Here is a 12,216-nt window from a genome sequence, read left to right as displayed (position 1 = left end):
AATGCCGTGGTCGGAGAGCCGTGGAAAGGGAGTGGCGCAGCGGTCTCGGGCGTGCTAATCGCCTGGTGCGACCGGCGCGGCGGCAGGGGCGACGTTCGGTGTCGGCTCGTCATTCTTCACACCGTTGACGTCGGCCGTGACCACCCGTTCCAGCACCATCGCAAGTCCGCCCACCGCGACGCTCCCCACGATCATGACGCCGATGAACCAGCTGTCCAGTCCTTCGCCGAGCATCACTCCGGCGACCAGGGGTCCGGCGATCGCTCCGCCTTGGAACGCGGCGGAATTGATCGCGTTGTAGCGACCACGCGTCCGGTCAGAAGCCAGATCGTTGTACATCGCCGGCACCGTCGGCTGCAGCATCGTTTCACCGAACGCGAAGACGCCCATGTAGGCGATCACGCCGATGGCGGCCACAAGCGACGCCGGAAGCAGACCGGCAGCGCCCAGCAGCACCCACGAGAGAGCCCAGATGAGAGCCATCACCTGCATCACTCGGGTCCGCCTCTTTCCCGAGATGAGTCGCAGGACGGCGAACTGCAGAAGCACGATGACGACGGTGTTCACGGCGAAGGCGATCCCGACCACCTGCGTGGAGACCTCGGCCACCTGCCGCGCGTAGGCGGAAAACCCGCCTCCATCTGCCCGTATCCGATGAACACCGACAGGAAGGTGAGGAGAGTCAACCAGAGCACCGCGGGTCGGCGCAGTATGTCGCGATACCCGCCGAGCTCCTCGGAGGTGTCGTCGGCGTCTGGCTGGGTGCGCACGCGACGCAGCGGTCCGAGCAGCAGCGCCAGCGGGATCAGGCAGCTGACGGCGTCGACCAGGAAGATCGTGGTGAAGGTTCCGGGATCGTCCACGTCGACGAAGAACCCCCCGACCACTCCGCCGACGCCGATGCCGAGGTTCACCAGCGCGAAGTTGATGCCGAAGTACTGCTGCCGGATATCGCCGTCGACGACGCTGGCGATCAAGGCGTTCAGGCCGGGCCAGGAGACACCGAAGTTCACCCCGATCAGCATCACCGCGACGGCCGCGACAGCCGGATGCGTGGCGAAGGCCAGGAGCGCGCACCCGGCGATCATCGCGAGGAGCCCGGCGATCAGGATGCGCCGAGCACCGTAGCGATCGATCAATGTCCCGCCGGGGCCGGTGACGATCAGGCCGGTGATGGCGATGAGACTCATCAGCGCTCCGGAGATGCCGAGGTCGAACCCGCGGACCTCGTGGAGATAGATGATCGTGAACGGCAGCGTGAGACCTCGCCCGAGAGTCTGTACCGCGACGGTGGAAAGCAGCCATCGACCTTCGGTGGGGAGCGCATTCCAGAACGCCTTCATACCTGACACCCCGATATTCTCCCGCATGCCTCGGACATCGCTTCGCCGTGCGGCATCACTTGGCGGCGATTGTCTCCGCCGCGCCTGTTCTGCCATGATCCTGACCATGGCCCTGTCGATCGAAGAGTTCCGCTCAGCCCTTGTCAGCGCGGACGGTCGCTCGTCTCTCGGTCTCGATCTGACGGACGCCGATGCACAATCGGTGCTTGCGGACCCGGCGTCGACGCAGAGCTGGTACACCTACTGGCTCACGACGGCAGCGGCCGGACAGATGGTGACGCCCGCCGCTCAGTCCCAGGCACCAGCACCGCCCGCAGCCGGGGCGGACGCACCATGGGGCGATCACGACCTGTCGCGTCTGCTGCCGGCGAGCCCGGAGCAGGCTCCGCAAGCCACCCAGGAGACCGACGGGAAGAAGCGAAACGTCGGGCTGTGGGTGACGCTCTCCGTCCTCGGGGCGCTGCTGCTCATCGCGGCGATCGTCGTCGTCTTCGCCGTGACGACGGCACGCCACTGGACGAAGGTCGACGTCCCTGAGAAGCCGGAGACCTTTCACAGCGAGCAGTACGAGACGGGACGCTACGACGTCACCATGGACGCCGTGAATCCCTGCACGGTCGATCAGGATTGGACCGATTGCATCAGCCTGATGGCGGCTCAGTACGACGCGACCTGCAGCGGAGTCGAACTCACCGAGACGGCAGCGACTCTGTGCAAGGACTACCTCGCTGCAATCGACGAGATGAGGGCGCTGGACGAGCCAGGATCTTACGTGGCCACTCTCGGCGACTACGGCAGCCTCGCTCGGACGCCTGAGCTGGCCACCCGCGAGGTGTCGAACAACGATCACGCGCCGGCGGTCACCCACGAGGCCGTCTGCTATCTCGGATTCATCGGCGAGTGCGAGTGAGCGAAAGGTGAAACGACAAAACCCCCGCTCTCGCGGGGGTTTTTGTCTGGCTGGGGTACCTGGACTCGAACCAAGAACAACGGAACCAGAAACCGCCGTGTTGCCAATTACACCATACCCCAAGGGCGAAACCGGAGCCTCGCACCGAGAGTCAAGCTTACCCGACCGGCGGCCTGTTCGCCAAAAGCGCCGCGCTGCGCCGCCGGCCGGGCGCGCCGCGGATCAGCGCGCGAGGAAAGTCGACAGCGCGCGAAGTCGACGCAGCGACTCGTCCTTGCCGAGCAGCTCCATCGACTCGAAGAGCGGCGGCGAGATGCGTCGGCCGGTGATCGCCACTCGCGGCGGGCCGTATGCGATCCGCGGCTTGAGCTCCAGCTTCTCCACGAGCGCCGCCGCGAGAGCATCCTGGATCGTCTCCGGCGTGAAGTCGGTCAGCGGTTCGATCGCGGAGGCGCAGGCGTCGAGCACCTCGGCGGCGTTCGCCGGGAGACCCTTCAACGCGTCGGCATCGTAGGACACGTCGTCGGTGAAGAGGAAGCCGACCATTCCCGGCACATCGCCCAGCAGCTGAACGCGCTCCTGAACCAACGGCGCGACGCGGAAGGCGAGGACGAGCTGATCGTGCGTGGGCTCGTCGAACAGTCCGGCCGCGGCGAGATAGGGAATCGTCCGCTCGGCGAAGTCCTTGCCGTCGAGCAACCGGATGTGGTCGCCGTTGATCGATTCGGCCTTCTTCTGGTCGAAGCGCGCCGGGTTCGCATTCACGTTCTCGATGTCGAAGGCTGCGGTGAACTCCTCGAGGGAGAAGACATCGCGATCGGGGCCGATCGACCATCCGAGCAGCGCGAGGTAGTTCAGCAGGCCTTCGTGGATGAAGCCGCGGTCGCGGTGCAGGAAGAGATCGGCCTGCGGGTCACGCTTGGAGAGCTTCTTGTTGCCGGTCTCCCCCAGCACCAGCGGCATGTGAGCGAAACGCGGGACGAACGTGGTGACGTCTGCGTCGATCAATGCGGCATACAGCGCGAGCTGACGTGCCGTCGACGGCATCAGGTCTTCACCGCGCAGCACATGAGTGATGCCCATGAGCGCGTCGTCGACGGGGTTCACGAACGTGTACAGCGGCACGCCGTTCGGGCGCACGACGACGAAGTCGGGGAACGAACCGGCCGGGAAAGTAACCTCACCACGGATGAGGTCGACGTAGGTGAGGTCTTCGTCGGGAACGCGGAGACGCAGCGCCGGCTGACGCCCCTCGGCACGGAACGCCGCTTTCTGCTCGCCGGTGAGATCGCGGTCGAAGTTGTCGTAGCCGAGCTGCTTGGCCCGGCCGTTGGCCTCGTTGCGCGCGTCGATCTCTGCCGCGTCGGAGAAGCTCTCGTAGAGCGCGCCGCTCGCGAGAAGCTTGTCGATGACCGATCGGTAGATGGCGTGCCGCTCCGATTGACGGTACGGCGCGTTCGGTCCACCCACCTCCACGCCCTCGTCCCAATCGATCTTGAGCCAGTTGAGCGCGTCGAGAAGCTGCCGATAGCTCTCTTCGCTGTCGCGCGCGGCGTCGGTGTCTTCGATGCGGAACACCATCTTGCCGCCGTTGTGGCGCGCGTACGCCCAGTTGTAGAGGGCCGTGCGCACCAGGCCGACATGCGGCAGGCCCGTCGGCGAAGGGCAGAAGCGGACGCGGACGTCGGCACCACTGGCGGTCGTGGTGAGGGGGTGAGGAGTAGCCATAGCTCTCCGATTCTACGGCGCGAGGCCCTGCCCCACCGCCGCTGTGTGCGTCAGTCGGCCCATCGGCGACAGAACGATGATCGCCACGACGAGGACGGATGCCGCGATACCGAGCCCGGCGTACTGGAAGTTCGCCAGGATGACGCCGGCGAGGACGGACCCCGCTGCGGCGGACAGGCTCATCAGGGAATCGCTGCGGCCCTGCCGCCGAGTGCGAAGCTCAGGGGCGGATGCTTCGGTCAGCAGTGCCGCGCCGGCCACCGTCGCAGCGCTCCACCCGAGGCCGAGCAGAATCAGAGCCACCATGACGCCCCACGCCTCGGTGCCGGCGAACACCGCGAATGCGAGCGCACCGGCAAGCAAGGCCTGACCGAGCAGAACGACACGGAGTCGCCCCCACCGGTCGGCGAGCACACCGAACACCGGTGACAGTGCATACATGCCGCCGACGTGGAGGGCGATGGTGATCCCGACCAGGGCAGACACGTCCGCGGGCGTGGGCGCCATCCCGTTGGCACCGTGCGCCATGTGCGACAGGTGCACGGGCGTCATCGCCATGACCGAGGCCATAACGACGTGGGAGCCGGCGACAGCGAAGATCGCGTACCTCGCCACGAGTGGGCGATCCGCGATGCGCATGCCGGTCGCCGCCGCCGCGGCTTTCGCCAGCCGTTCCGCCGCCAGCAGCGGGTCGGGGCGCAGCGCCACGATGTACAGCACCAGCGCGGCGCACTGCGCGACGAAGGAGAACACGTACGACCCGGTGAGCGGCGGCATCCCGAGCGCCGCCCCGACGATCTCCCCGGGGCCGAGAAGAAGTGGCCCGGCGACACCCCCGATCGTGGTCGACCAGACGACGATCGAGAGGTCACGGCCACGATGCTGCGGGGCCGCGAGGTCGGTCGCCGCGAACCGGGACTGGAGATTGCCGGCGTTCCCCGCGCCGATCATCAGGATGCCGACGAGCAGCAGCGGGAACGTCCTGAGAGCGGCGGCGGCGATGACGACGGCGATCCCGACGAGGGCGAAGAGATTGCCCAGGGTGAGCGCACGACGCCGACCTGTTCGGGCGGCCAGCCGCGCGAGCGGTATGGCGCACAGTGCAGCTCCGAGAGTGACGGAGGCGGTGGCAAGCCCCGAAAGGGCATCGTTACCGGAGATGTCCGCCGCCAGCAGCGCGCCCAGCGAGACGGTCGCGCCGAACGCGATGCCGCCGAGCACCTGTCCTGCGGACAGCACCAGGACCGTCCGACGCTGTACAGCCGTCTGCTGCACCGCCGTCAGAGCGGCGACGTCGGTCATGAGGCGGGAGCGGCGTTGCGTGCGACGTTGCGCAGGATCCCCAGCCCGGTGACCTCCACCTCGACGACGTCACCCGCGTCGAACGTGCCCACTCCGGCCGGCGTGCCCGTCAGGATGACGTCACCGGGGAGAAGCGTGAACACGGCTGATGCGTACTCGATGATCGCGGGAACCGAGTGGATCATGTCGGTGAGCGGCGCCTGCTGGCGCATCTCGCCGTTCACGCGGGTCTCGATCGTCGCGGACGTCGAGTCGAAGTCGGTCTCGATGATCGGGCCGAGCGGGCAGAACGTGTCGAAACCCTTCGCCCTGGACCACTGCCCGTCCTTGCGCTGCAGGTCGCGAGCGGTCACATCGTTGCCGATGCTGTAGCCGATCACATAGTCGAGTGCGTTCTCGGCCTTGACGTTCTTCGCGATCTTTCCGATGACGACAGCGAGTTCGCCCTCGTATTCGGTGCGTTCGGAGATCGACGGGCGCACGATGGCGTCGTTCGGCCCGATCACGGAGGTGTTGGGCTTGAGGAACAGCAGCGGCTCCTCAGGAGCCACTCCCCCCATCTCGGCGGCGTGGTCGTGATAGTTCTTGCCGACGCACACCACCTTGGACCGCGGGATCACGGGTGCCAGCAGCGCAGCATCCGCCAACGGCACGCGCGCACCGGTCGTCTCGTACCCGGCGAACATGGGATCTCCGGCGAGAACGACGAGGTCGGTCCCATCGATGATCCCGTACATGATGGCGTCGTCGTGGCTGAACCGGGCGATTTTCATGGCACCAGCCTAGCGAGCCGCGCGGGTCTCAGGAGTCCAGGCGGAGTAGCCAGCCATGCTTGTCCTCGCGACGTCCGTACTGGATATCAGTCAGCTCCTCGCGCAGCGACAGCGCGAGTTCGCCCAGGGGCTGCGGCTCGTCGAATCCCTCGCCCACGAGGGCGCCGATCGGCGTGACGACGGCGGCGGTTCCGCAGGCGAACACCTCGACGATGTCGCCGGACGCGACACCGTCACGCCACTCGTCGATCGAGATCGGGCGCTTCTCGACGGTGTAGCCGCGGTCTTCCGCCAACTGGAGCAGCGAGTCGCGGGTGATGCCCTCCAGGATGCTGTCGGATTCGGGGGTCACGACGCGCCCGTCCTTGAAGACGAAGACGACGTTCATGCCGCCGAGCTCCTCGACGTAGCGGTTCTCGTTCAGGAACACGACCTGGTCGCACCCCTTCGCCGTCGCCCCGCTTTGCGCCAGCAGACTCGAGGCGTAGTTTCCCCCCGTCTTGGCCTTGCCGGTGCCGCCCTTGCCGGCGCGGGCATACTCCTCGGACAGCCAGATCCGCACAGGCTTCACTCCACCACTGAAATACGCGCCCGCCGGGCTGGCGATGACGTAGTAGGCGACCTTCTCCGCTGCCCGGACGCCGAGGAACGCCTCTTTGGCGAACATGAACGGACGCAGGTAGAGGCTCTGATCGGCGCCGGACGGCACCCAGCGACCGTCGACCGCGATCAGCTCACGCAGCGACTGGATGAAGTACTCGGTCGGCAGCTCGGGGAGGGCCAGTCGACGGGCGCTCTCCTGCAGACGGGCGGCGTTGCGGTCCGGACGGAAGGTGTGGATGGATCCGTCCTCGTGCCGGTAGGCCTTGATGCCCTCGAAGATCTCCTGTCCGTAGTGCAGGACCGATGCCGCGGGGTCGAGAAGGATCGGCCCGTACGGCTGCACGCGCGGACGGTGCCAGCCTCCTTTGGCCGACCAGCAGATGTCGACCATGTGGTCAGTGAAGACGACGCCGAATCCAGGGTTCTCGTTGACCTCGGCGATCCGAGCCGGGGAGGCGGCCGTGAGGTTCTTCGTCACAGCGAACTCCAGCGGAGTCGCCGTCGCGGTCGCATCGATGGTCGTCATCTCATCATCCGTTCTTCGAAAGTGGGCGCAGCTTCGCGCTCTGCCAGCCTACGCCTGCCCGCTCAGAGGCGAGCAGCGATGGCGGAACCGATCTCGGCCGTCGTGCGCGGCGCGCTCCGTTCCGCGATGTCCGCCTCCACTGCCGCGCTGACGCGAGCGGACTCCGCCCCGAGACCGAGGTGATCGAGCATCAGTGCGACCGAGAGGATCGCCGCTGACGGGTCGGCCTTTTGCTGTCCAGCGATGTCCGGTGCCGATCCGTGGACCGGCTCGAACATGGAGGGAGACTTCCCCTCCGGATTGATGTTGCCGGACGCCGCGAGGCCGATGCCGCCGGTCACGGCGCCGGCGAGGTCCGTGAGGATGTCGCCGAACAGGTTGTCGGTGACGATGACGTCGAAGCGCGAGGGGTCGGTCACCAGGAAGATGGTGGCGGCATCCACGTGGAGATAGTCGGCGGCCACGTCGGGATGCTCCGCCGACACCTCTTTCACGACTCGCTGCCAGATGGCGCCGGCGTGCACCAGCACGTTGGTCTTGTGAACGAGCGTGATCTTCTTCCCTCGGCGTTCGGCGAGTTCGAAGGCGTACCGGACGACGCGCTCGACCCCGAACGCGGTGTTCACGGACGTCTCGTTGGCCACCTCGTGCGGCGTGCCCTGACGGATCGACCCGCCGTTGCCGACGTAGGGACCCTCTGTGCCTTCCCGAACCACCACGAAGTCGATCTCGCCGGGGTCGGCCAGCGGGCCGGATGCGCCCGCGAAAAGCTTGGAAGGGCGAAGGTTCACATAGTGGTCCAGCGTGAACCGCAGTTTCAGCAGAAGACCCCGCTCGATGTTCGCATCCTTCAGACGCGGATCACCGGGCGTACCGCCCACCGCCCCCAAGAGGATCGCGTCGTGCGCGGCGATCGCCTGGAGGTCGTCGTCCGTGAGGGTGTCCCCCGTCTCGAGGTAGCGTGCCGCACCGAGGGAGAACCGTGTCTTGTCGAACGTCACATCGGTGTTCAGGGTGACGGCATCGAGGATCTTCTCGGCTTCGGCGACCACCTCGGGACCGATCCCGTCACCGGGGATGACGGCCAGCTTCACGACACGCGACATGACTCTCCTTGCAGCGGGATGAACCGGCCGGCATCCGAGCATGTCGAGCCGACCGGTCCTCCCAGCGTACTGGTCAGTGCGAGGGCGCCTTGCGCAGTGTGACGGCGGCGATCGCACCTGCGGCGACCACGAGAGCGGCCCCGATCAAGGAGGTGACCATCACCCCTGAGCCGAATGCCGCTGCAGCCGCATCCCACAGCGCATCACCCGGATCCGCCGGCAGCGCCTGCGCCGCCGTATACGCGCCGGCGAGGGTCTCTTCTGCGGCCGCCGCCGCGTCGGCAGGCACCCCGGCCGGCACGACGAGGGCGCTGTGGTAAAAGGCGGTGATGATGCCGCCGAGGACGGCGGTCCCGAGCACGGCACCGAGTTCGTAGGCGGTCTCGGAGACCGCACTGGCGGCTCCGGCCTTCTCCGCGGGGGCGCTCGACAGGATCAGCTCGTTCGAGATGGTCTCGGCAGCGCCGATGCCGACACCCAGAACCACGAAGGCGATGATCAGCGGCACGACCCCGTGGTCCTGCGAGGTGAAGGCCACGATCAGGTAGCCGACCACCGAGAACACCAGAGCACTCGGGACGAGCACGTGCGGACGGACGCGCCGAGAGATCGGGACGACGGTGAGGCCGGCGACGATCATGGCCGCCATACCCGGCACGAGCGCGAGCCCCGCCACCATCGGCGACAGGCCGAGCACCAGCTGAAGGTGCTGCGACACGAAGTAGAGGAAGCCGACCAGTGCGACGACGCTGAGCAGATTCACCAGGATCGCTCCGGAGAACGACCCCCGCCGGAACAGCGCCATGTCGAGCATGGGCACCTCGGCGCGGAGCTGCCGCCGCACGAACATCGCGCCCATCCCCACTCCCAGCACCACCCAGCCGAGAATCGCCAACGACGGTCCATCCACCGCGAGCGACTTGATCGCATAGACGACGGGGACCATCGCGGCCATCGACAACAGGATGCTCGCCGGGTCGATCCGGCCGGGGTTCGGGTCACGACTCTCCGGCACCAGCAGCGGCGCGCAGATCAGCAGAGGGATGAGCACGGGTACGGCGATCAGGAAGACGGAGCCCCAGGAGAAGTGCTCCAGGAGGAATCCGCCCACGATCGGCCCCAGTGCGGCGCCGGCGGAGAACGCCGACGCCCAGACCGCGATGGCCATCCGGCGTTGGTCGCGGTTCCGGAAGATGGAGCGCAGCAGCGACAGCGTCGACGGCATGAGCATCGCTCCGAAGAAACCGAGCAGCGCCCTGGCCGCGATCAGCAGTCCCGCTGTCGGCGCGAAGGCCGCCAGCGCAGACACCGCAGCGAAACCGACGGCCCCGATCAGCAGCATCCGCCGCCGTCCGAATCGATCGCCGAGAGTGCCCATCGTCACCAGCAACCCGGCCAGAACAAGCGGGTACACGTCGATGATCCAGAGTTGCTCCGCTCCGGTGGGCGCGAGCGAGAGTGAGATCTCCGGCAGCGCGAAGCTGAGAACGGTGTTGTCGACCGAGACCAGCAGCACGGGGAGCATCAGGACGAACAGCGCGGCCCAGCCGCGTGCTCCGACGCGGGGAGCATCCGTCTCGAACGTCGGAATCGACGCAGTACGGCTCATGACACACCTTTCCTCGTGGAGCAGCCCATAACTAAACCGTCCGGCTGGTATAGTAACAGATATGCCCCGACCTCCCCTCGCCCGCGAGAAGGTTCTCGACGCCTTCGAGACAATCGTCATCGCCGACGGCGAACGCGCTGCGACTCTCGAAGCCACGGCAAGGGCTGCCGGCGTGTCCAAAGGCGGCTTGCTCTACCACTTCGGATCCAAAGAAGAACTCACGGCCGGCCTGCTCGAGAGACTCGACGCCCTCGCCTCGCAGGATCTCGAACGTATGACGTCAGCCGATGAAGGCCCCGTCGCCTACTACATCCGCACCTCGGTGATGGAGGATGAGGCCCTCGATCGAGTTCTGATCGCCGCTTCACGCCTCGCGCAGGGCGGCACGACCGCAGCCGCCGAGGCTCTCCGCGACACCCGGCGACGGTGGGAGGACGCGATTCGCCCCCATGTGCGGGACACCGCGAGCCTCGACCTCGTCATGCTGCTCAGCGACGGCCTGTACTTCAACAACTCTCTCGACATCCACGGACCCGAACGGCTGGTCCCGCATCGCGAGCAACTCGCCGATCTGATCGCGCTCGTGCTGCGCGCGACCTCGTAGCGCGCACCACACACGAAGAAGGCGGGTGGTCGCGCCACCCGCCTTCTTCGAGAATCCCGCGGTCAGACCTCGGTGATCTCGATCTGCCGGAAGAGATCGGCGTCGATCGCGTCGCGCACGTCGTCGAGCAGTTCGTCGGACACCGGTGAATCCAGCGTCAGCACACTGAGCGCCTGTGCCCCAGCCGCCTGTCGCGCGATCTGCATCCCGGCGATGTTGATGCCGGCCTCGCCGAACTTCTGGCCGTAGACGGCGACGATGCCGGGGCGGTCGGTGTACAGCATCACGACGTGGTGCTTCTCGATCGGCAGTTCCAGCGTGTGATCGTTGATGCCGACGAGCTTCTCGGCCTGCTTCGGACCCGTGAGGGTTCCGGAGACCGAGAGCTGGGAGCCGTCCGACAGCGCGCCGGTGAGGGTGATGATGTTCCGGTACTCATCGCTGACGTCATCCTTGAGGAGACGGACCGCGATGCCGCGCTGCTCGGCGAGCAGAGGCGCGTTGACGTACGAGACGGTCTCGCTGACGATGTTGGTGAAGACTCCCTTGAGGGCCGCCAGCTTGAGCACGCTGACGTCATAGTCATTGAGTTCGCCGTGCACCTCGACGTCGAGGCTGGTCAGCGGAGAGGTCGCCAACGCCGCGAAGATCTGGCCGAGCTTCTCGACGAGCGAGATCCCGGGACGCACGTACGGGTCGATGACGCCACCGGCGACGTTGACCGCATCGGGCACCAGGTCTCCGCCGAGCGCCAGACGCACTGAGCGGGCGACCGAGACGCCTGCCTTCTCCTGAGCTTCCTCGGTGCTCGCGCCCAGGTGCGGGGTGACGACCACGTTGGGCAGCTCCAGCAGTGCGCGAGCGGTGCCGCCCTCCGCCGGGGGCTCCGACGTGAAGACGTCGAGGCCCGCACCGGCGATCTCACAGGCGACGAGGGCTTCATGAAGGGCGCCCTCGTCGATGAGACCGCCCCGCGCGACGTTCACCACGAACGCCGTCGGCTTCATCGCGGCGAACTGCTCTGCGCCGATCATGCCGGTGGTCTCAGGAGTCTTGGGCATGTGGATCGTGAGGAAGTCGGCTTCCGCGACGAGCTCGTCGAGCGACAGCAGCTGCACACCGAGCTGCTGTGCGCGAGCCGACGTGACGTAGGGGTCGTACGCGACGACGCGCATGTCGAAGGCGGCGAGCCGAGCGGCGACGAGCGCGCCGATGCGACCGAGTCCGACGATGCCGACCGTCTTCTCGAACAGCTCGGCGCCGGTGAAGGAGCTGCGCTTCCACTGGCCCGCGGCGAGAGACGCATGCGCCGCCGGGATGCGGCGCGCGAGGCTCAGGATGTGTCCGACGGTGAGCTCGGCGGCGGAGACGATGTTCGACGTCGGCGCATTGACGACCATCACGCCTGCGGCGGTCGCGGCCTTGATGTCGACGTTGTCGAGGCCCACTCCGGCACGAGCGACGACCTTGAGGTTGGGCGCGTGGCTCAGCGCCTCCTCATCGATGCGCGTGGCGGAACGGACGAGCACCGCATCCGCGTCGGCAAGGGAGGCGAAGAGAGCCTCCCGATCGGTGCCGTCGACGTTTCGGACATCGAAGTCCGGGCCGAGGGCCTCGATCGTGGCGGGAGAGAGCACTTCGGCGATGAGCACAACGGGCTTCGGCACAGAGAATCCTTCGGGGCAGCGCGGCAGGCGGGAGAGGGCCGATGC

At 67.1% G+C, this 12,216-nt stretch carries 11 protein-coding genes and 1 tRNA gene; 2 read left to right on the top strand and 10 right to left on the bottom strand.

Going from position 1 to position 12,216, the window contains the following annotated elements; genetic code table 11:
- Positions 1-54 precede the first annotated feature (54 nt).
- Positions 55-609: an MFS transporter gene (locus D7252_RS20410; RefSeq protein WP_259461099.1), complete on the bottom strand. Its 555-nt coding sequence runs from the start codon at positions 607-609 to the stop codon at positions 55-57.
- Positions 564-1,352, bottom strand: coding sequence for an MFS transporter (locus D7252_RS20405; protein WP_374225767.1), 789 nt, complete (start codon positions 1,350-1,352; stop codon positions 564-566). The genes D7252_RS20410 and D7252_RS20405 overlap by 46 nt, the downstream gene beginning before the upstream one ends.
- 85 nt (positions 1,353-1,437) lie before the next feature.
- Between D7252_RS20405 and D7252_RS13170 the strand changes: the two genes are divergently transcribed.
- On the top strand, positions 1,438-2,253 hold the full coding sequence (locus D7252_RS13170) for a hypothetical protein (RefSeq protein ID WP_120775801.1): 816 nt from the start codon (positions 1,438-1,440) through the stop codon (positions 2,251-2,253).
- 47 nt (positions 2,254-2,300) lie between these two features.
- On the opposite strand, the gene D7252_RS13165 is transcribed toward D7252_RS13170, so the two are convergent.
- The 7 genes from D7252_RS13165 to D7252_RS13135 form a co-directional block, all read right to left on the bottom strand.
- Positions 2,301-2,375: transfer RNA gene (locus D7252_RS13165), tRNA-Gln, on the bottom strand.
- Positions 2,376-2,475: 100 nt separating this feature from the next.
- Complete coding sequence (gltX, locus tag D7252_RS13160) at positions 2,476-3,981, bottom strand: glutamate--tRNA ligase (RefSeq protein WP_120775800.1); 1,506 nt, start codon at positions 3,979-3,981, stop codon at positions 2,476-2,478.
- Between the two features lie 12 nt (positions 3,982-3,993).
- The gene (locus D7252_RS13155; RefSeq protein WP_120775799.1) at positions 3,994-5,283 is read right to left on the bottom strand and encodes an MFS transporter; all 1,290 of its coding nucleotides are present in this window, start codon (positions 5,281-5,283) and stop codon (positions 3,994-3,996) included.
- Positions 5,280-6,056, bottom strand: coding sequence for a fumarylacetoacetate hydrolase family protein (locus D7252_RS13150; protein WP_120775798.1), 777 nt, complete (start codon positions 6,054-6,056; stop codon positions 5,280-5,282). Before D7252_RS13150 ends, D7252_RS13155 begins: the two co-directional genes overlap by 4 nt.
- 28 nt (positions 6,057-6,084) lie before the next feature.
- Positions 6,085-7,185, bottom strand: a complete 1,101-nt coding sequence (locus D7252_RS13145) for a branched-chain amino acid aminotransferase (protein WP_120775797.1) — start codon at positions 7,183-7,185, stop codon at positions 6,085-6,087.
- Positions 7,186-7,247: 62 nt separating this feature from the next.
- Positions 7,248-8,291 (bottom strand): 3-isopropylmalate dehydrogenase, encoded by a 1,044-nt coding sequence (locus D7252_RS13140; protein ID WP_120775796.1) that lies wholly within the window; start codon positions 8,289-8,291, stop codon positions 7,248-7,250.
- Positions 8,292-8,364: 73 nt separating this feature from the next.
- Positions 8,365-9,900, bottom strand: a complete 1,536-nt coding sequence (locus D7252_RS13135) for an MFS transporter (protein WP_120775795.1) — start codon at positions 9,898-9,900, stop codon at positions 8,365-8,367.
- 61 nt (positions 9,901-9,961) lie between these two features.
- On the opposite strand from D7252_RS13135, the gene D7252_RS13130 reads away from it, so the two are divergent.
- Positions 9,962-10,504: a TetR/AcrR family transcriptional regulator gene (locus tag D7252_RS13130; RefSeq protein WP_120775794.1), complete on the top strand. Its 543-nt coding sequence runs from the start codon at positions 9,962-9,964 to the stop codon at positions 10,502-10,504.
- Between the two features lie 62 nt (positions 10,505-10,566).
- On the opposite strand, the gene serA is transcribed toward D7252_RS13130, so the two are convergent.
- Positions 10,567-12,171, bottom strand: a complete 1,605-nt coding sequence (serA, locus tag D7252_RS13125) for a phosphoglycerate dehydrogenase (RefSeq protein ID WP_120775793.1) — start codon at positions 12,169-12,171, stop codon at positions 10,567-10,569.
- Positions 12,172-12,216 lie beyond the last annotated feature (45 nt).

The sequence above is a fragment of the Microbacterium sp. CGR2 genome (genome assembly GCF_003626735.1).
Taxonomy (GTDB): Bacteria; Actinomycetota; Actinomycetes; order Actinomycetales; family Microbacteriaceae; genus Microbacterium.
Note: the sequence above shows the minus strand (reverse complement) of the source record. Positions and strands in the feature narration are given on the sequence as shown.